At 62.7% G+C, this 19,153-nt stretch carries 16 protein-coding genes; 13 read left to right on the top strand and 3 right to left on the bottom strand.

All coding sequences use genetic code 11. The features are described from left to right. Positions 1-354 precede the first annotated feature (354 nt). The 8 genes from AB8841_RS04985 to xylB all read left to right on the top strand — a co-directional run bounded on the left by AB8841_RS04985 (position 355) and on the right by xylB (position 11,200). Positions 355-1,593: an adenylate/guanylate cyclase domain-containing protein gene (locus tag AB8841_RS04985; RefSeq protein WP_370434732.1), complete on the top strand. Its 1,239-nt coding sequence runs from the start codon at positions 355-357 to the stop codon at positions 1,591-1,593. 485 nt (positions 1,594-2,078) lie between these two features. Continuing rightward, complete coding sequence (locus tag AB8841_RS04980; protein ID WP_370434731.1) at positions 2,079-3,395, top strand: sugar ABC transporter substrate-binding protein; 1,317 nt, start codon at positions 2,079-2,081, stop codon at positions 3,393-3,395. A 68-nt stretch (positions 3,396-3,463) separates the two neighbouring features. After that, positions 3,464-4,387, top strand: coding sequence for a carbohydrate ABC transporter permease (locus AB8841_RS04975; RefSeq protein ID WP_370434730.1), 924 nt, complete (start codon positions 3,464-3,466; stop codon positions 4,385-4,387). A 10-nt stretch (positions 4,388-4,397) separates the two neighbouring features. Continuing rightward, on the top strand, positions 4,398-5,219 hold the full coding sequence (locus tag AB8841_RS04970; protein WP_370434729.1) for a carbohydrate ABC transporter permease: 822 nt from the start codon (positions 4,398-4,400) through the stop codon (positions 5,217-5,219). A gap of 14 nt (positions 5,220-5,233) precedes the next feature. After that, a complete protein-coding gene (locus AB8841_RS04965) occupies positions 5,234-6,367 on the top strand; it encodes an ABC transporter ATP-binding protein (RefSeq protein WP_370434728.1) in 1,134 nt (377 codons plus the stop codon). A gap of 21 nt (positions 6,368-6,388) precedes the next feature. Beyond that, positions 6,389-8,071, top strand: coding sequence for a GMC family oxidoreductase (locus tag AB8841_RS04960; protein ID WP_370434727.1), 1,683 nt, complete (start codon positions 6,389-6,391; stop codon positions 8,069-8,071). Continuing rightward, positions 8,068-9,552, top strand: coding sequence for a mannitol dehydrogenase family protein (locus AB8841_RS04955; protein ID WP_370434726.1), 1,485 nt, complete (start codon positions 8,068-8,070; stop codon positions 9,550-9,552). The genes AB8841_RS04960 and AB8841_RS04955 overlap by 4 nt, the downstream gene beginning before the upstream one ends. Positions 9,553-9,724: 172 nt before the next feature. Beyond that, positions 9,725-11,200 (top strand): xylulokinase, encoded by a 1,476-nt coding sequence (gene xylB / locus AB8841_RS04950; RefSeq protein ID WP_370434725.1) that lies wholly within the window; start codon positions 9,725-9,727, stop codon positions 11,198-11,200. Positions 11,201-11,205: 5 nt separating this feature from the next. On the opposite strand, the gene AB8841_RS04945 is transcribed toward xylB, so the two are convergent. After that, positions 11,206-12,243 (bottom strand): NAD(P)-dependent alcohol dehydrogenase, encoded by a 1,038-nt coding sequence (locus AB8841_RS04945; RefSeq protein WP_370434724.1) that lies wholly within the window; start codon positions 12,241-12,243, stop codon positions 11,206-11,208. A gap of 568 nt (positions 12,244-12,811) precedes the next feature. Between AB8841_RS04945 and AB8841_RS04940 the strand changes: the two genes are divergently transcribed. Further along, a complete protein-coding gene (locus AB8841_RS04940; RefSeq protein WP_370434723.1) occupies positions 12,812-13,360 on the top strand; it encodes a GreA/GreB family elongation factor in 549 nt (182 codons plus the stop codon). A gap of 84 nt (positions 13,361-13,444) precedes the next feature. Further along, positions 13,445-13,597: a hypothetical protein gene (locus AB8841_RS04935; RefSeq protein ID WP_370434722.1), complete on the top strand. Its 153-nt coding sequence runs from the start codon at positions 13,445-13,447 to the stop codon at positions 13,595-13,597. A 223-nt stretch (positions 13,598-13,820) separates the two neighbouring features. Here AB8841_RS04935 and AB8841_RS04930 read toward each other — a convergent pair whose 3' ends face one another. Both AB8841_RS04930 and AB8841_RS04925 read right to left on the bottom strand, forming a co-directional pair. Next, entirely contained in the window at positions 13,821-14,273 is a 453-nt protein-coding gene (locus AB8841_RS04930; RefSeq protein WP_370434721.1) for a PaaI family thioesterase, read from the bottom strand. A gap of 218 nt (positions 14,274-14,491) precedes the next feature. After that, entirely contained in the window at positions 14,492-15,361 is an 870-nt protein-coding gene (locus tag AB8841_RS04925; RefSeq protein WP_370434720.1) for a LysR family transcriptional regulator, read from the bottom strand. Positions 15,362-15,511: 150 nt separating this feature from the next. Between AB8841_RS04925 and AB8841_RS04920 the strand changes: the two genes are divergently transcribed. From AB8841_RS04920 to AB8841_RS04910, 3 genes are all read left to right on the top strand, one after another. Further along, positions 15,512-16,477: a Bug family tripartite tricarboxylate transporter substrate binding protein gene (locus AB8841_RS04920; protein ID WP_370434719.1), complete on the top strand. Its 966-nt coding sequence runs from the start codon at positions 15,512-15,514 to the stop codon at positions 16,475-16,477. A gap of 138 nt (positions 16,478-16,615) precedes the next feature. Continuing rightward, the gene (locus tag AB8841_RS04915) at positions 16,616-17,506 is read left to right on the top strand and encodes a CoA ester lyase (protein ID WP_370434718.1); all 891 of its coding nucleotides are present in this window, start codon (positions 16,616-16,618) and stop codon (positions 17,504-17,506) included. A gap of 1 nt (position 17,507) precedes the next feature. Beyond that, complete coding sequence (locus AB8841_RS04910) at positions 17,508-18,743, top strand: CaiB/BaiF CoA transferase family protein (RefSeq protein WP_370434717.1); 1,236 nt, start codon at positions 17,508-17,510, stop codon at positions 18,741-18,743. Positions 18,744-19,153 lie beyond the last annotated feature (410 nt).

Raw genomic sequence — 19,153 nt, 5'->3', positions numbered from 1 at the left:
CTAAGGCCGGAGGTTCTCTGAGCCGCTTTGGGTCGTCTGGCTGTCGGACAGAGAACACTGTCCGTGGGACGATGTTCCAACGCCGAGAGGGCGGCCGGGGCCGTTCTTCCCAGGGCTGCCTAGACGCCGCGGTGCGATCCCAAAATCGCCTCAACGGAATGGGATTGTCCTCACGGCCCGCGGACAGGTTGCTAAGGTTCCCGGCTGAACGCCGTGCCCCAGCGCCTGGGGCGCTCATTCTTTCTCCGCCACCGCGAGGGAAGGGCGTGTGCCCATTGATCGGCGGCTGGTATGATGGATTCCGTCTGCCGACGGCCAACAATCGGCGGCGAATTCGTGATCGTGAGGGATAGCATGGATGGGAGGCAGGCCTCTGGCACCGCCAGATGGGTGACGGAGGCCGGGTTGACGGGCATGACGGAGCTGGAACTTCTCCATGGCTTCTGCCATCGCCTTGTGGCCGAGGGGCTTCCGATTGCGCGGGTGAACATCGTCATCGATACGCTGCACCCGATCCACGAGGGGCGCGTCTTTCGCTGGCGCCGCGACGACCAGGGCGATCTCGATCATGTGGTCGAGTATGGTCGCACCAACGTCGAGGGCGAGGCCGCCGCCAATTGGCGACGGAGCACCTATTACCATCTTCTGATGAGCGGGGAGGATTTCCTGCGGCGGCGGATCGGCCCAGGGCATGTCGAGGATTTTTCCGTTCTTGCGGATCTTCGGGCAGAGGGGCAGACGGATTATCTCGCCCTGATCCATCGCTTCGAGGCCGAAGGCATCATCGGAGAGATGGATTCCTTTTATTCATCCTGGACGACGGACGTCGATTCCGGCTTTACGGACGAGCAGATCTCCCTTGTCCGCGAATTGGCATCGTCCCTGATGCTGGCCCTGAAATGCGCCTCGCTCGCGCGCATCGCCAAGACCCTCGTCGAGACTTATCTCGGCCGTGATGCGGGCCGCCTCGTCTTGAAAGGGCGGATCGCCCGGGGCGTCACCGACCGGATCCAGGCTGTTCTCTGGTATAGCGACCTGCGCAGCTTCACCCACATCACCGAGACTGCGGATCCGGAGCAGATCATTCCATTCCTGAACGATTATTCCGAGGCCATCATCTCGTCGATCTGTGACGCCGGCGGCGACGTGCTGAAGCTGATCGGGGACGGTACCCTGGCAATCTTCAAGGAAGAGGATCCGAGCCTGGCTTGCCGATCCGCTCTTCGCGCCGACCAATTGATGCGGTCGCGGATCCGCGCCCTCAACCGGGACCGCGCAGACTTGAACGTGCCTGTCGCCGATGCCTATCTGGCCCTTCACATCGGCGAGGTCTTTTACGGCAATATCGGCAGTCAGGACCGCCTCGACTTCACGGTGGTCGGCCCGGCCGTGAACGAGGTGAGCCGGATCGCCGCCCTCTGTCGCTCCGTCGAGAGGGATCTTCTCGTCTCCTCGACATTCTTCGCGGCGGCTTCGACGGCTGAGCAGGACTGCCTGGTCTCCGTCGGCCGCTATGCCCTGAGAGGGGTCAACCGGCCGCAGGAGCTGTTCACGCTTGATCCATCCTGGCTGGCGGGGGATGAGTCCGCCTAGCGCATCGGGCGAATAAGTGGCCCCGGTTTTTCGCAAGAACGATGCTTCAGCCAACTGGGCCGGCGTGGCTTTTCACTGCGCCATCAGGCCGGCACATCCACAAACACGGCCTGGACGACAACAGCCCGCTGACCAGCACCGTCCTTGCTCGTCGGAGGTTCTGCGCTTCTGCGCATGACGGTCCGTTCTGTCGCGGACCATCCTTCGCCTTCAACGCGAATTCAGGACAGGCGCGAGTTCCGTCGCTGTTGATCCAGTGGAGGAGCGCACCGAAGTTCAAAGATATGGAGAGCGTCGTTATCTAGGGCGTGCGGGGAGGGTCGCAATACCTCCCGCGGTTAGAAGTAACGGTTATAAAGAATAAGGTACGCTTCAAGAAATCCTCCCATAAAAAGAAGCTTCGGCATGAAATATGCTGCAATTGACGCCGAAAATCGGTCATGAGAGCATTCATAAAATAACAAATTACAATCTTGGAGGAAGCAATGCAGTTCAGGAATATCGCCCTATTGTCGGCAGCCTGCTTGGTTGCTGGCACAAGTTATGCCTTTGCTCAAGGTCAAACCTTGACGATTGCTACCGTCAACAATGCCGACATGATCATCATGCAGCGACTGGCGCCCAAGTGGGAGCAGGCGACCGGTAACAAGTTGAATTGGGTCGTACTGGAGGAGAACGTTCTGCGTCAGCGGGCGACGACCGATATCGCCACCAAGGGCGGGCAGTTCGACATCATCACCATCGGTTCCTATGAGACGCCGATCTGGGGCAAGCAGAACTGGCTGGTGTCTCTCGACGATCTTGGCGCTGATTACGACTACGGCGACCTCATTCCGACGGTGAAGAGCGCCCTTTCGGCCAATGGCAAGCTCTATTCCGTGCCGTTCTATGCCGAAAGTTCGTTTACATACTACCGGAAGGACCTGTTCGATCAGGCAGGCCTCAAGATGCCGGATAAGCCGACCTACGACCAGATCTCCGAATATGCCGCTAAGCTCACTGACAAGTCCAAGGAGCAGTATGGCTTCTGCCAGCGCGGCAAGCCCGGTTGGGGCGAGAACATGGCCTTCATTGGCCCCATGGTGAATGCATTCGGCGGGCGCTGGTTCAATGAGAAATGGGAACCGCAGCTCACCACCGAGCCGTGGAAGAATGCGATCAATTATTACGTCAAGAACATGAGGGATTATGGCCCGCCCGGGGCCACGGCCAACGGCCACAACGAGAATCGCGCTCTGTTCGCGACCGGACACTGCGGCTTGTGGGTCGATGCCACGTCGGCGGCGGGCTATATCTACAATCCGAAGGAAAGCCAGGTCGCGGACAAGACGGCTTTCGCTCCGGCGCCAATCGAAGTCACCAGCAACGGTTCGGCCTGGTTCTGGTCCTGGGCTCTGGCCATCCCTGCTTCGTCGAAGAAGGTGGACGCCGCCAAGTCGTTTTTGAAATGGGCGACGTCGAAGGACTATATCACGCTGGTCGGCAACGAGGTCGGCTGGGTTTCGGTCCCGCCTGGGACGCGCAAGTCGACCTACGACAATCCTGAATACCAGAAGGCCGCGCCCTTCGCGAAGATTGTCTATGACGCGATCGTCAATGCGGACATCACCAAGCCGACGAAGGATCCCGTTCCTTATGTGGGAATCCAGTATGTGGCGATTCCGGAGTTCCAGGGGATTGGCACCGCCGTCGGCCAGCAGATCGCCGCCGCCCTTGCAGGACAGGTAACGGTCGATCAGGCCCTCGAGAATGCGCAACGTTCCACCGAGCGGACGATGAAGCAGGCAGGCTATCCGAAGTAAGTCAAGTGCCATGCAACCGGCGAGCCTTCGAGCTCGCCGGCTGCTCACTCCAATTGTGAGTCGGTACAATGGTAGGCACAACCACAACCGCTCCTGTCCCGACGACGACGGCCGTCGTCGGCAGGCGCAGTCAACGCAACGTCAAAACCCTTCCCCTGATCGCGCCGTCCGTCATCGTCCTGTTCTTATGGATGATCGTGCCGCTGGCGATGACGCTGTGGTTCTCGTTCCAATACTACAATCTGCTCGACCCGTCGGTCGGCGGCTTCGCCGGGATCGAGAACTATACCTATCTGCTGACCGATCCGTCCCTTTGGACGGCTATGGCCAACACGATCTTTCTGGTCTTTTGGGTCCTGGTCATCACCGTCGGGTTCGGGACGCTGCTGGCCGTTCTGTTCGATCAGGACTTCTACGGCCGCGGCGTTGCCCGCCTGCTCGCCATCGCGCCCTTCTTCGTCATGCCGACAGTGAGCGCGCTGATCTGGAAGAACATGCTGATGCACCCCGTCAACGGGCTGTTTGCTTTCTTCTCGCGGTCCCTGGGTCTGCCCGTGATCGATTTCTTCGGCAGCCTCCCGCTGACCTCCGTGATCATCATCGTCGCGTGGCAATGGCTCCCCTTCGCGTTGCTCATCCTGCTGACGGCCATTCAATCCCTCGACGGCGAGCAGAAGGAAGCCGCGCGAATGGATGGCGCCGGGCCGTTCGCCATGTTCTTCTTCATCATCCTGCCGCATCTCGGCCGCGCGATCAGCGTGGTGATCATGATCGAGACGATCTTCCTGCTCTCGGTCTTCGCGGAGATCTACGTCACTACTTCGGGTGGCCCGGGGCTAGCCTCGACCAACTTGGCCTTCCTGATCTACCTGCGTGCGTTGCGTGAATACGACGTCGGTGGAGCCTCAGCCGCGGGTGTGATCGCCGTCATCCTGGCAAACATCGTCGCGATCTTCCTTGTCCGGTCGATCGCCAAGAACATTGCCGATTGAGGAGAGGGCCATGCACCCAAAAACGCGCGAAAGGCTCATCATGACGCTGGTCGGCTGGATCGCCGCCGGGCTGATCTTCTTCCCGATCTTCTGGATGGTCCTGACGAGCTTCAAGCCCGAAGTCGAAGCGATTGCGACGCCGCCCAAGCTCTTCTTCACGCCGACATTGGAGAACTACATCACCGTGCGCGAGCGCGCCGATTACGTTCACTTCGCGCTCAACAGCGTGATCATTTCGGTCGGCGCCACGTTCCTGGCAACGGTGATCGCCGTGCCGGCCGCCTACGCCATGGCTTTCTTTCCGGGCCGGAAGACCAAGGATCTGCTGCTGTGGATGCTCTCCACCAAGATGATGCCTGCCGTGGGCGTGCTGATCCCGATCTACCTGCTCTTCCGGGATATCGGCGCGATCGACACCCGCTGGGGATTGATCGTGGTCTATACGCTCATGAACCTGCCGATCGTGGTGTGGATGCTGTACACCTTCTTCAAGGAGGTCCCGAAGGACATCCTCGAAGCAGGGCGAATGGACGGCGCCAAGCCGAAGCAGGAAGTCTGGATGCTCCTGATGCCTCTGTCCCTGCCCGGTATCGCGTCCACGGCTCTATTGTCGATTATCCTGTGCTGGAACGAGGCGTTCTGGAGCTTGAATCTCACCACCTCCGCGGCAGCGCCGCTGACGACGTTTATCGCCTCGTTCTCTGCCCCTGAAGGACTGTTCTGGGCCAAGCTCTCGGCCGCCTCGACGATCGCCATCGCGCCGATCCTCGTGTTCGGCTGGATGAGCCAGCGCCAGCTGGTGCGCGGCCTGACCTTCGGCGCCGTGAAGTAAAAGGGAGAGTCGCAATGGCGACCGTCACGCTCAAGGATATTCAGAAGAACTACGGTGCCGTGCCGGTCATCAAGGGAGTCAACCTCTCCATCGACGACCGCGAGTTCTGCGTCTTCGTCGGCCCGTCGGGCTGCGGCAAGTCCACACTTCTGCGGATGATCGCCGGGCTCGAGGAGATCACCGCCGGCGAACTGATGATCGACGGACAGCGCGTCAACGACGTGCCACCATCGGAGCGCGGATTGGCCATGGTGTTCCAATCCTATGCGCTTTACCCCCATATGTCCGTTGCCGACAACATGGGTTTCTCGCTTCGGCTCGCCGGCGTTTCGAAGGAGGAACGCCGCGCCAAGGTCGCCGAGGCCGCACGCATCCTGCACCTCGACGCGTTGCTCGACCGCAAGCCCAAGGAGCTCTCGGGTGGGCAGAGGCAGCGTGTGGCCATCGGTCGGGCCATCGTGCGCAAGCCGAAAGTCTTCCTGTTCGACGAGCCGTTATCAAACCTGGACGCTGCTTTGCGCGTCCAGATGCGCATCGAACTTGCCCGGCTGCACGACGAACTGGCGGCGACCATGATCTATGTGACGCATGATCAGGTCGAGGCGATGACGATGGCCGACAAGATCGTGGTGCTTCAAGCGGGCCTCGTCGAGCAGGCGGGCTCACCGCTCGAACTCTACCATCATCCCCGCAACCTGTTCGTGGCGGGCTTCATCGGCAGTCCGAAGATGAACTTTCTTCCGGCCAAGGTCGCTTCGGTCGACGAGGCCGGCACCACCGTTCAACTCGCCAATGGCGCCAGTCTGACGGTCCCCGTTCGTCCCGGCCGTCAAAAGGTCGGCGATGCCGTGACCCTCGGCGTCCGGCCCGAGCACATGCATCTGGCGGGAGAGGGGGAGTTGACCGGAGAGGTCATGGTGGTCGAGCGGCTCGGCGGTGAGACATTTCTCTACACTCAGTTGCAGGGCGGCCCCACCGTGATTGTCCAGGCTGATGGAGAGATCCCGACCGGAGTGCATGAGCGCATCGCGATCAAGCTCGATCCGGTCACCTGCCATCTGTTCGATGCCGAGGGCCTCGCGGTCGAGCGCATCCGGCGCCATCCCTTGGCTAACCTGCGCCGATTGCCCACCCGCAAAGCGAGCTGAAGCCTTAGGCGAGGAAGGCTCATGCCCTTAAAGCGGTTCGACTTTATCATCGTCGGCGGAGGCAGTGCCGGTTGTGTCGTCGCCAGCCGCCTGGTGGCGGAACACGGCGCTCGAGTCCTGCTGATCGAGGCCGGGCCGCGCAGGGCCAGCCGCATTCTTGCGATGCCCGCAGGCTATATGAAGTTTCTCGCACGGGATACCTATCTCACGATGCACAATGTCGTCCCTCAGCCGCAGCTCGGCGGTCGCGCCCCGGTTGTGCCGCAGGCCAAAGTTCTCGGCGGAGGCAGCGCGGTCAACGCCATGGTCTACATCCGGGGGCAAGCACAGGATTACGATGCCTGGGATGCGGCGCTCGGCGGGGCAGGGTGGAGCTATGAAGACCTTCTGCCTTATTTCATCAGGCAGGAAGGAAACGACCATCTCGGCAGGCCCTATCACGGGCTCAGCGGGCCCCTGAAGGTATCCCATCTCGGGCAGCACTCCGCGATGAGCCGCGCCTTCGTACAGGCGCTGCAGGAGAAAGGGGTGCCCTACAATCCGGATTTCAACGGCGCGCGTCAGGCGGGCGTCGGCTTCATGCAGCATACGATCGACCGAACGACACAGCGCCGGTGCAGTGCGGTCGATGCATTCCTCCCGCCCGTACTGAGCAACCCGAAGTTGACCCTTCTGACGGATACCGTGGTAACCTGCATTCGGATCGAGAAGGGGCGGGCAACGGGCGTGGAGGTGAAAGGGCGATCGGGGCCGGAAACCTTTTATGCCGACACGGAAGTGGTTCTTGCCGCCGGCACCTATATGACGCCGAAGCTCCTGATGCTGTCTGGGATCGGGCCGGCCGGAGAACTGTCCCGCCACGACATTGCGGTCGAAGTGGATCTGCCGGGCGTCGGCCGGAACCTGCAGGATCATCACGAAGTTCCCATCGTAGCGACGACGACCGGAGCCTTCGGCTATTTCGGTCAGGACCGTGGCCTGGCCATGCTGAGCCACGGGTTGCAATACATGCTCTTCAAATCGGGGGCGGTCACCACGACGGGCGTGGAGGCCTGCGCCTTCGTCGACCCCAATGGAAGCGAGCGGCCGACCCTCCAGCTCTATTGCGTTCCGACCGTCTATCTCGACCGCGACGTCTCCGGCGTCGAGCCGACGCATGGTGTGACGCTCAATCCTTGCCTGCTGCGTCCCAAGGCACGGGGATCGGTCCGGCTCGCATCGGCCGACCCGCTGGAGGCGCCGCAGGTCGATCCGCAATTCTTCGGGGATTCGGACGATCTCCGGCTCACCATCGCGGGATTGCGCTATGCCCGGGATGTTCTGGCGACGAGCCCGGTCAGAGACATGATCGCACGGGAGATCTTCCCCGGATCCGATCGTTCCTCCGACGAGGCACTCGCCGCCCATTGCCGGCGGACCGTCAAGACGAACTATCATCCCGTCGGCACCTGCCGGATGGGCCGCGAGACCGACGAGCATGCCGTCGTGACCCCGGATCTGCGAACGCGCGGCGTTGCGGGTCTGCGGATCGTCGACGCCTCGATCATGCCGGCGATTCCCAGCGGAAACACCAATGCTCCCGTGCTCGCCATCGCCGACAAGGCTGTCGACATCATGACCGGCTACGTCCGGCCGGGCGATGCGCAAGAGCCCGCTCCGACGAGACAATCCATCCTCCCTGCCAATCAGGTCCAACTGCCATGAGCCAGCCTCTCAGCCTTGCAACCCTCGGAGCCCTTCCTGCCGCGGTCGACCGGCCGAACTACGCGCGCGAGGCCTTGTCTCCCGGCATCCTGCATATCGGCGTGGGAAACTTCCACCGTGCCCATCAGGCGATCTATCTCGACGATCTCTTCAACGCGGGCAAGGATCTGGATTGGGCGCTGCTGGGGGCCGGCGTCCGGTCAGGGGATGAAGCCATGCGGCGTGCTCTCGCGCCTCAGGACTGGCTCACCACCGTGGTGGAGCTGGAGCCCGGAGCCAACAGGGCGCGCGTGTCCGGATCCATGGCGGATTTCGTGCCGGTCGGCGAGGATGCCCGCGCGATCGTCGCGGCTCTCGATGACCCGGCCCTGAGGATCGTGTCCCTGACCGTCACGGAGGGCGGCTACTGCATCGATCCCGCGACGGGGGCCTTCAATCCGGAGCATCCTGAAATCCGCTACGACGCGGCGCATCCGGATGCGCCCAAGGGCGTGTTCGGCGTGCTCGTGGCTGCTCTCAAGCGCCGCCGCGAGCGGGGGCAGGTCCCTTTCACGGTGATGTCATGCGACAACATTCCCCATAACGGCCATGTCACGCTGGATGCGGTGGCGGGCTTGGCCGATCTCGTCGACCCGGCTCTCGCGGCCTATATCCGCGAGAGCGTGGCGTTCCCCAACAGCATGGTCGACCGCATCACGCCGGCTACGACCGACAGAGAGCGCGCCATCCTGAGGGACAGCTTCGGCATCCAGGACAACTGGCCCGTCTTCTGCGAGCCGTTCCGGCAATGGGTGCTCGAAGACAATTTCACGGCAGGGCGCCCTGCGTTGGAAGAGGTGGGCGTCACCTTCACGTCCGAGGTCGCCGCCTTCGAGCTGATGAAGCTGCGTATCCTCAACGGCGGGCATGCTGCCATCGCTTATCCGGCTGCCCTGTTGGGCATTCATTTCGTCCACGACGCCATGGCGGACCCGCATGTCCGAGGCTTTCTCGACAAGCTCGAGACCCGGGAGATCATCCCTCAGGTGCCGCCGGTGCCAGGCGTCAATCTGATGGCGTATTACGAGCTCATCGCAAGGCGCTTCGCCAATCCGGATGTTGGCGACACGATCCCGCGCCTGGCGCAGGACGGCTCCAACCGGCAGCCGAAATTCATTCTGCCGTCGACGCGCGATCGTCTGAAGGCCGGTGCGGACGTGACGGGGCTGGCGCTGGAATCGGCGTTGTGGTGCCGTTACTGCGCGGCTACCGACGATGCGGGGGCCCCCATCGTCCTCAACGATCCGAATGCCGCACGCCTGACGCCGGCGGCCCTCACGGCAAAGGACGATCCCGCCGCATTCTTAAGTCTTCGTGACATCTTCGGCGACGTCGCGGATGCGCCATCGTTCCGCGCATCCTTCGAGACGGCGCTGAGAAGTCTCTGGCGCGAAGGAACCCGCGTCACGCTGCAGCGCTATCTGGACGGGGGGGCTCTGTGAGGCGGGGCCTTTCCGAAGGTCACACAAGCGCATCGGTCTTGCGAAAAAGTGGCCCCGGTTTTTCGCAAGACCGATGCGCTGTTCTATAGGGGAGCATCCGAATGAATCCCAAAAGTGGATTCCATTTTTCACGTCCGATGCTCCAGGACCACCTGATCGAGGCGGTTGATCGATGTATGTGGGAATCGACCTGGGAACGTCAGGCGTCAAGGCGGTCCTCATCGACGGGGACGGCGCGCTCATCGGCGAAGCGACGGCGCCGCTGGCGGTGTCCCGACCTCATCCGCTCTGGTCGGAACAGGATCCTGAGGCGTGGTGGCAGGCGACCAGGGCGGCCGTGAGCAGGCTCGGAGCCGCGCATTCCCTTGAGGCGGTCAAGGGCATCGGGTTGTCGGGCCAAATGCACGGGGCCGTCCTTCTCGACGAAAGCGGACAGGTCCTGCGTCCCGCGATCTTGTGGAACGACGGCCGCGCCGGAGCGGAATGCGCCGAGTTGGAACAAAGGGAGCCTGCGAGCCGAGCCATCACGGGCAACATGGCGATGCCGGGCTTCACGGCGCCGAAACTTCTGTGGGTCGCCAAACACGAGCCCGACATCTTCGCACGCACGGCCCGCATCCTGCTTCCGAAGGACTGGATCAGGCTGCGCCTGACCGGGGAGGCGGTCAGCGAGCCGTCCGATGCCGCCGGTACCCTCTGGCTCGACGTGGAGAAGCGAGACTGGTCGCCCGCAATGCTGGCGGCCACAGGACTGGACGAACGGCACATGCCTCGTCTTGTCGAGGGAACCGACGTGTCCGGTCGGCTCACGCGCGAAGCCGCCGGCGCGCTGGGCCTGAGGCCAGGGGTTCCGGTGGCGGGAGGGGGCGGCGACAACGCGGCCGGAGCCGTCGGCATCGGCGTCATCCGTCCCGGCATGGCTTTCCTGTCGCTCGGCACCTCGGGCGTCATCTTCGTTGCGGACGCGACACTCCGGAAGGATCCGGAGCGAGGCGTTCATGCGTTCTGCCATTGCGTCCCGGACATGTGGCACCGCATGGCCGTGATCCTGTCCGCCGCGAGCGCTCTCTCCTTTGCAGCGCGTCTCGTCGGTGCCGCCAGCGAGGCGGAACTCCTGTCGGACATCGAGAGCGCCGGCATTCAGGCGCCGAAGCATAGCCGTCTCGTGTTCCTCCCATACCTGAGCGGCGAGCGCACGCCCCACAACGATCCGACTGCGACGGGCGTCGTCTTCGGCCTCGATGCATCGGCGAGCCGTGCGGATCTGGGGCGTGCGGTGCTCGAAGGGGTGGCGTTCGCCCTTGCCGACGGATTGCAGGCGCTGGAGGCCGAAGGAGGCAGGATCGAGACGTTCTCGGTCATCGGCGGAGGCGCGCGTTCCAGGCTGTGGGGCCGGATCCTGGCCGCTGCGCTCGAGCGCCCTCTCAAATACCATCATGGGGGCGAAGTCGGGCCCGCCCTCGGGGCGGCTCGCCTCGCCCGCATCGCCACGTCGGGCGTCAGCCTGGACGAGGCCTGCCCTCCACCGCCGCTGTCCCATGTCATCGAACCGGAGGCCGCGTCGGTGGACGTCCTCAAATCACGGCAGATCCTTTATCGGCGCCTTTATGCCGACCTGAGGTCGACATTTCCGGCCTCGATCCGGTAATGCGATCAGGTCGACATTTCGATCTGCACCTTGACCGAGGTCGGCGGCATGGCCTTGGCGAAGTCGAAGGCCGCGATGCTGTCCTCGAACGCGAAGCGATCGGTGATCAGCGGCTTCACGTCGATCTTGCCTGAAGCAATCATTGCCACCGCGCGAGGATAGACATGGGCGTAGCGGAAGACGTTCTCGACGCGAACCTCCTTCATCTGCGCTTTGCTGACATCATAGGCGAACGGTTCGAGCGGAATGCCCACCAGCGCGACTTTTCCGGCCGGGCAGACGAGGTCGAACATCTCCGCCATGGCGGGCGCATAGCCTGAACACTCGAAGAGCACATCCGCACCCCATCCGTCGGTCTCGCGCGCGACCACATCCTGAAGTTTCCGGCTTCTGACATTGACCGGCAGGACGGGTCCGAGCTTTCTCGCCAGTTCTAGTTTCGGTTCGTGGACATCGCTGACGATGACACGCGAGCACCCTGCCGCAAGAGCCGCCAGGATCGTCACCATCCCGATGGGCCCGGCGCCGATCACGACGGCGAGATCGCCCGGCTGCACCTGAAGCTTGGTGGCGGCGTGCACGCCCACGGCCAGCGGCTCGACCATCGCGCCCTCGGCATAGCTGACATGGTCGGGCAATTTGAACGTGAAGTCCGCCGGGTGAACCACCGTCGGGCGCAGCACCCCGTGCACCGGTGGGGTTGCCCAGAACTGCACCGCCGGATCGAGGTTGTACTTGCCGAGCCGCGTCGCGCGGCTCGTCGGATCGGGAATGCCTGGTTCCATGCAGACCCTGTCGCCCGGTTTGAACTCGGTCACCGCCGATCCGACCTCGACGATCTCGCCGGCGGCCTCATGACCGAGGATCATGGGCTCTCGAACCACGAACGGGCCGATGGCGCCGTGCGTATAGTAATGCACGTCGCTGCCACATACGCCGACCGTGCGCAGGGCAATCCGGACATCCCGTGGTCCGAGCGTCTCCTGGAGAGGGAGATCACGCAGAGTGAGTTCATCCTTACGTTCAAGAACCAGTGCTTTCATGTCTCGATCTCTTCGCGAAGGTCGGCGTGTCAGGCTGCGACTGCGCCTGACGGAATGAAGCGGGAGATGACATTGCCTGTCCATGGTTGGAGCAAGGCTGCCGGATACGCGCACCCGCCTCCTCAAAGCGGCTCTGCCACCATGATAGGACATATTGATCCGCGTGCAATCTCGAGACAAACACATGAGCATTGCCGGACAGGACAGTTTCCGGCTTCGAACCGATTGACGAGCGCACGACGATCGAGGGCATTCGTTCCGACAGATGCGCACTCGGCAGAGAGGAAAACAAGCTCAAAGGTCTTCTCTGGCGTCCACGGGCTTGAATCCTCTCTTTCGATACTTATATGCATACTGTCATGATTACATCGCGTCACATCCTCATCCTCCGCGGAGGCCGCCTCTTCGCAGGCAGCTGAACCCCGAACCCGTGCGGGCGCATGGCGCCGCCGTCGTTCGGGGTCATGACCAATCGCGCAAAAATCGAAGTCAGCAGACCCGATACCGGGTGTGTCTGCCGCCGTGCGGCTCGCGTGCGAGCCGGATCGGCGCTGCCTCGGAGGATTTCATGAACACAATCTTTGAATTGCCGCACGTCACCATCGCGACCCATGATTTCAACCGTCTCATGTCGGTCGCGGCCATGGACCAGAACCGGCGGAAGCCCCACAGGCAGTTCCTGATGTCGGAGCTGCGACGGGCTTCCCTCTGTCATCCCGACGCGTTGCCGGAGGACGTAGTTTCCACCAACGCGAAGGTCACGTACCGGATCGATGGCAGCGGACGGTCGATGGCGCATGTTCTGGTCTACCCTGAGGACCTGCTCTGGCCGGGTGCGGAATTGTCCGTGACGACTCCCCTGGGGATCGCCTTGCTCGGCCTTCGGGTCGGCGACCGCATGCCGTTCCGGACGAGTCCGGGCGGGCCATGGCACGAGGTCGTGGTAGAGGATGTCCGGTTCAGGCTCCTGCCGGATGACGCAGAGGGCGCCTCGAAGGCACCCGATCGTTCAGGAAACGGGGACGACAATTCGCGGGCCGATCTCGACCGCCGGCTGGACGATGCTCTGATGGAGACCTTCCCGGCCAGTGACCCTGTCTCGGTCATCGTCTGCTGACGGTCTTGGTTAACGTAAAGGCAGGTGCATTCCTGCCTGAGCCAAAACGAAAATACGCCGCAAAAGCGGCCAAGGAGAAGAAAAATGAAAGCTGAAAACAAGATGACCACCACCAGAAAGCCGCGCATCGAGCGTCCGACCGAAGCCAAGGCGGCCGTCGTTGCGGCATGGGCTCCGCAGCCCAACCCGCTCACCCGCGAGGAGATCCGCAGAATCGTGATCGCTCAGATCGGATAGCGGCCGCTTGCCCGCGGCCTGTGCCCTGCGGGCTTCCAAGCTTCCGCAGGAGCGGGCCCGCGGGGCCGGTGTCGGGAGATGCCGCACGTCGCCAGGAAATCGCGCATCCAGGCACGCGCAGTGGACGTCTCGGTCCGCTCGCGGCGGGGCGCTTCATAGGGCGCAGCAAGTCAACACTCGGGCACCATTTCCTCGACCGAGTCTGCGGCGGATCCTTGTCACGTCATCCGCTTGTCAGGATTTTCCAGATCCCGTTGGCGGTCGCAACGATGCGACCATCCACCACGAGATCGCCTTTCATGAAGATCAAGTCGCGTGTCCGCCGCACGACGTCGGCACGGGCCTCGACAAGCTGGCCGATCTGGATGGCAGCGACGAAATGAACATCGAGTTGTATCGTCGCGTGCGGTTTGCCGCCGATCGCGGAGTGGGCGGTCATTCCCAGGACACGGTCCGCGAAGGTCATGATCATTCCGCCATGCACGATTCCGAGACGATTGCGGTGCTTGGAATCCGCCAGGAAAGCGAAGCGCATTCCATTCCCGTCGGGCTTTTGCCAGATTGGGCCTACGAGGCCGATATATCCATCGTCCGAAAGTGCCTCCCATCCGTGGGCGGCAGGATCGAAGGGGCCGTCCTGGCCCGACGGGTCTGAGCCATGATCTGCTGATACCATGCGCTTCTCGTCTCCTGGGGAGTTGGGGAACACGAGCGGTTCGGCCCGTTCATGGGACAATAGAGAGGCAGTGACAAGAACAGGATCGTGCGGCCCTTCGGGTCCGCTCGAACGATGCGCTCATCGAGTCCATGTTTCGAGCATCTTTTCACGCGAAACCGGTTCCCACTTCCCGCGTTCGATGCTCGCGCCCGGGCCATGGCGCAAGGTCCAAAGGCCTATGAGAGCGATGCGACGGCCTGTTCGAGAAAGATCCGCAACAGGCGGATCCGTGCCGAACCCTTCATCCACAGAAAGCCGAGCCGCCTCGGCTCGGCCGGCAAGGGAAGCGGCAGTTTCGCCAACGAAAGGCCTTCGGGCCAAGGCGGAGACCAGTCGGGAACGAGCGAAACCCCCAGTCCCCGATCCACCATGACTGCAATCGCATCGAGAGTCGAAAGCTCGAACCGTTCGCGGGGCCGGAGCTTGGCCTGAGCGAGATAATTGTCCACCAGACGGCCGCCCCATAAGCTGCGGCCATAGCGGATGAACGGTTCGGCCTCCAGGACTGTATGGGCGTCCAGGCCACCCATCGACGACGGCACGATCACCAGCAAGGGCTCCTCTCGCAGCACCGTCCAGCCGCAGGCCTTGGGCAGTGCGAAATAGGGCTCGATGATGATGGCTCCATCGACTTCGCCGTTCAGCACCTTGGAATGGAGCTCGGCCGACTGGCCCGGAACGATGTGGATCTCCAGGCCCGGATAGGCGTCCTGCACGGCCGTCAGGATTTTGGGCATCAATCCCGTAATGGCAGTTGGAACTGCGCCGATCCGGATCTCTCCGGAGGGCGTTTCGGTCGTCAGGGCCGACTTGAGATTGCCGACGTCGCGCAGCAGGTTGCGCCCCAGTTCGGTCAGGGCGCGTCCGGCTTCCGTTGGCGTCACGGTCCGGCCGGAGCGGACGAGAAGGCGTGCTCCAAACTCCTTTTCCAACGTGCGCATGCGCAGGGCTACGGAGGCCGGCGTCAGATTGAGGCGGCGAGCCGCCTCTGCGATCGAGCCGCCCTCGACGACAATCACGAAGGTCCTGAGAAATTCGGTATCCATAAGATGGAAAAACTATCTTCTTAAGTTGGAAAAGGCCAGCTTTTCCCATCATATCGGCGATCGTTATTCTTCCTCCGTTGGATCGTCCGTTCCGGAGCCAGCCTGTAAAGAGGTCTACTTGAAAGGCCTCAGCCACATGGGAGAGAAATCATGACGTTCGTTCGCCGTCGAACCGCTTTGTTCGCCCTCGCTGCCCTGGCCATTGCAGCTACTGCACCAGCCCATGCGCAGATCAAAGGTCTTGAGATTATCGCCCCGGCCAATCCGGGCAGTGGCTTTGACCAGACCTCCCGAGCCGTCAGAGAGGCTCTGATGGAGGCTGGCCTTGCTTCCGGCATCCAGGTCTTGAACGTTCCCGGCGCCGGCGGGGCTATCGGGCTCGCTCAGTTCGTGAACGGACAGAACCGTGGTCCCGGGCTTCTTACGATCGGCGTCACCACGGTCGGGGCGATCCTGACGACCAAGCCACCGGTCACGCTGGAGGACGCCGCACCTCTCGCCCTGCTTCTGCGCGAGTACAGTGTGGTGGTGGTGCCGACCAATTCCGATATCAAGACGCTGGCCGATCTCACCGCCAAGGTGAAGGCCAATCCCGCCTCTGTCACATGGGCCGTGGGATCCGCAGGCGGGCTCGATCACGTCATCGCAGGACAGATCACGAAAGCGGTCGCGGGGGACGCCAGCAAGACCAACGCGATCAACTATGCCGGCGGTGGCGAACAGGTTGCAGCCATTCTGGGCGGTCACGTGACGGCCGGCATCGGTGGCGTGCCGGAATTCGCATCGCAGATCAAGTCCGGCAAGGTGCGGGCTCTCGCGGTGTCATCCGGTGAGCGTCTCGCCGACCTCGATGTTCCGACGCTGAAAGAGCAGGGCGTCGATGTCGAGATCGGAACCTGGCGCGGGCTGTTGGCCCGGAAGCAGGCCAGTGACGCCGAGAAGCGGGAACTGAGCGCGGCAATCGAGAAGATGATTGAAACCCCGACCTGGAAGGCGGCCCTCGAGCGGAACGGCTGGATCGGCGCCTATCGGAACGGGGAAGGGTTCGGTGCCTTCCTGCAAGAGCAGCAGGCCATGATGAAGACCGCGCTGGGAGAGCTCGGCCTCCTGAAATAGCGGTTGCTGATCGATTGAAAACAAACCTGAGGCAGGCAGCCGCGGTTGCAAACCCACCGCATCCCGCCTCAGGTTCGGCACCCAAGACATCATCGGCCAACGTGGTGATGTCGTCCATTCGGATCTCGGGAAAGACCCATGCAACGTCTGATGCGGAGCAAGCTTTTCGTGCCCGGCTCACGCCCGGAACTCTTCGCCAAGGCGGCCGCGTCCGCAGCCGATGCACTGTCGTTCGACCTCGAGGATGCGGTCGCAGCGGATTGCAAGGCCGAGGCGCGAACCGCTGTAGGATCGTTCCTGCGAGGCCGCTTGGCGGAGGATCGCCAGATCGTCGTCGTGCGTTCGAACGGTCTTTCGAGTGGATTGTTCGAGGACGACCTCGAAGTGATCGTCGGACCCGGCCTTGATGTCCTGAACCTGCCGATGGTGGAGAGCAGTGACGAAGTCCGGGAGGCTGCCCGTGCGCTTGCCCGTCTCGAGGCTGCTGCGGGCATGGAGCGTCCCATCGGGATTCTCGCCAATATCGAGACGCCGAAAGGCTTGCGTCGTGCCGCCGACATCGCGACCGCGGACCCACGTATCGTCGGACTTCAGGTCGGCTATGCGGATCTGTTCGAGCCATGCGGCATCGACCGATCTGATCCGAAGGCCTTGGGCTATGTTCGAATGGCGATTCGGTTGGCTGCGGCAGAGGCGAAGGTTCCGGCTTACGACGGAGCTTATGCCGTCGTGGCCAAGCCGGAGAGGTATCGCGAAGAATGTGAGGAAGCGCGCAGTCTCGGATTTTCGGGCAAGAGCTGCATCCATCCCACGCAGATTCCCATTGCCAACGAGTGCTTCATGCCCCGTCGGGCCGAGGTCGAAAGGGCCCGCCGGATCCTGGCTGCCGGGGAGGAGGCCGCCGCAAAGGGCGTCGGAGCCTTCGTGGTAGACGGACAGATGATCGACGAACCATTCCTCGTCAGTGCGCGGGCCGTCGTTGCCCTCGCCGAGCAATTCAATCCCGATCGGACCGGGGAGGGGCGCTGACATGGTGTCCTCGAAACTTCACCAGCGCGACTATCGCCCAGAAATGCACGGCACTCTGGACGGTCTGCGGATCCTCGATCTTTCGCGCCTCTTCGCGGGCAATGTCTGCACGCAGATGCTGGCCGATTTCGGCGCCGAGGTGATCAAGGTCGAGCCGCCCGAGGGCGACACGCTGCGAGCCTGGAAGACCGAAGGCGTCAGCACGCACTGGAAGGTCTACGCCCGCAACAAGAAGAGTCTCTGCCTCAACCTGAGAAATCCTCAAGCCTGCGAGATCATCAAGGCTCTCGTACCCTCCTCCGATATGTTCATCGAGAGCTTCCGGCCCGGCGTTCTCGAGAAGATGGGGCTCGACCCCGATACCTTGCTGAAGCTCAATCCGAGGCTCGTGGTCATGCGCATCTCGGGTTGGGGTCAGGATGGTCCCTACAGCCAGCGTCCCGGGTTCGGCACCGTGGTGGAAGGCATCTCCGGATTTGCAGCCATCAACGGTTTCGCCGACCGGGAACCCGTCCTTCCCCCGATGTATCTCGCCGATGGCATCGCCGGCATCTACGGCGCCTCCGCGGCCATGATCGCCTTGCGCGAGGTGGAGCTGAAGGGCGGACAGGGACAGGTCATCGACCTGCCATTGCTCGACCCGCTCTTCTCGATCCTCGGACCTCAATCCGCCAACTACCGGCTTACCGGCAAGGTCAAGCCGCGCACGGGAAGCCGTTCGACGAACTCGGCTCCGCGCAATGCCTATCGATGCAGGGACGGCCGGTACGTGAGCCTTTCCGCCTCGATCCAGAAGATGGCCGAACGCCTGTTCCGGTCCATCGGGCGGCCGGACCTCATCGACGATCCCCGGTTCCGGACGAATGCCGACCGGGTCAGGAACGCCGAGGAGCTGGACGCCATCATCGGCGTCTTCATCGCCGAGCGGACGCAGGCGGAGAACGTCGCCTTCTTCGAGGCGGCGGAAGTCACGATCGGCCCGATCTACGATACCTCCCAGATCCTCGATGACCCGCACTTCATCGCGCGTGAGGTGGTTTCCGACTATCCCGATCCGGACATGGGCGTCCTGCCGATGCATCATGTCGTGCCCCGGCTCGAACGTACGCCCGGCTCCATCAGGACACCCGCTCCAAGGCTTGGCGAACATAACCGGGTGGTGCTGTCCGAAATTGGGATCGATGACGCCCGATATGCCGACCTGGTCGCATCCAAGGTGGTCTGTGGTAATGCCTGATCTCCCGCCGGATAATCCCCGACACGCATGACGCGGCGCCTGCCCGGTCCGCTTTGGGGGTGATGCCCTTATGCTCTCGCCGCGCCACGAGACACGATGCGCCGTAGCAGAGGTGACCAGCGCATCGTGCGAACCCGGCGGGTCATGATAGCGGAAAGCGGACCCCGGTTTTAGGGCCGATGTTCGAGGCAGGAGAAGAGTGCCGCAACCGGGTGAGCAGAGGGCGTTGGATCAAGGGCGCGGATCTATGGGTCACAGTCTGTGAACGACTCCGTTACGAGGCCCCCCTTCCTGCACGAGTGCGGCTCCTCTGCCTATCCCGAAACCGATATGTGGAGTAGCGTGCCCTCGGTCACCCGAAACTTGTTCTAAGCTGACATGCCAGCGCGGCAGCGGCTGAACGGGTGCCG

Source organism: Microvirga sp. TS319, from assembly GCF_041276405.1.
In the GTDB taxonomy this organism is placed as follows: Bacteria; Pseudomonadota; Alphaproteobacteria; order Rhizobiales; family Beijerinckiaceae; genus Microvirga.
The sequence above is the reverse complement of the archived record's forward strand: the minus strand, read 5'-3'. Positions and strand labels throughout refer to the sequence as shown.